Source organism: Winogradskyella alexanderae (assembly GCF_020166335.1).
GTDB lineage: Bacteria > Bacteroidota > Bacteroidia > Flavobacteriales > Flavobacteriaceae > Winogradskyella > Winogradskyella alexanderae.
Genome location: NZ_JAIUJR010000036.1, coordinates 1 through 1,032, shown reverse-complemented (window position 1 = coordinate 1,032; position 1,032 = coordinate 1). Strand labels below are relative to the sequence as shown.

Genomic DNA, 1,032 nt, shown 5'->3' with positions numbered 1-1,032 from the left:
TTTAGCAGGGCGTTAGAGCACATAAGCTTGTGGGGCGGGAGTTCGCAGAACGTAGCAACACAAGTCAGCTTTAGCTGAATGTGCTCTAACGGTTTGTGTATGAAGCGTAGTGGCGTTTAGCCAATATGATTTTATACACGTTGTTGTGCTTTCGTTATTTATATTTTAGATCATTGTTAATTATTTGAACTAAATCTTCCATATAATTTTTGAGAATAGGAAGTTGGAACTGTGTAAAGGCGAAATGCACTCTACGGACGGTTAACATCCCAATAAATTCTTCTGTTGGTGTTACGTTTACAAAATCAGCTACTGGGCTTCGTCGAGATGCCATTTCTTTAAATCCATATCTATTTGAATACGCTGCACTAACTAAACCTATTTTTGCGAGGAAAGGGACCATATGATTTTCTGACCATTCTCTTACCATTAATTCATCTTCTGTTAGATCCGTCAGTATCGCTGGTAAATTGGCAAGTTTAACACGAAGTTCTTCATTGGTCAGTTGATTTAAAGTTCCTGAAGCAATCATAGCATTTAATGTGTTAATAGATACATCTGAAGTGCGCCACATAATTGTAGAGCCAAGCAATTCGCCTGATATCTCAAATGAGTTTGGCATCGATTTTCTCATCATATTGATTAATGAATCAATATTATTAGAATGTAAATCAATTTTTTGCAGAATTAAATCAAGGTTTTTTAGTCCTAAATCCAGCTCTGATTTAATAGACTTAAGTTGTTCTGTTTCTACTAATTTTTGTTTGCGTTGATCATTCCAATTATTTATTGACAGTGCTATCAATATTCCAATAACTACAAGTAATATTTCTCCAATGGCATATTTGAAATACTTTCCAGTTTTTCCTTCTGAGAGTAAGTTTTGTCTAATTTTTCTAAAAAATTTTATCATTGGTTATTCGTCGGTTATAATGAAGCACAACGCCCTGCTAAACGCAGTTCCGTATTGCGAATGAAAAGATAATAAATTCTGTAGCAATAATTGGAGAAAAGGACTTCCTTATACTCTCT

1 protein-coding gene is annotated in these 1,032 nt (G+C 34.5%); it reads right to left on the bottom strand.

Annotation, left to right across the window (positions count from 1 at the left end; all coding sequences use genetic code 11):
• Positions 1 to 154: 154 nt before the first annotated feature.
• The gene (locus LBU54_RS15260) at positions 155 to 913 is read right to left on the bottom strand and encodes a DUF6090 family protein (RefSeq protein WP_224531984.1); all 759 of its coding nucleotides are present in this window, start codon (positions 911 to 913) and stop codon (positions 155 to 157) included.
• Positions 914 to 1,032 lie beyond the last annotated feature (119 nt).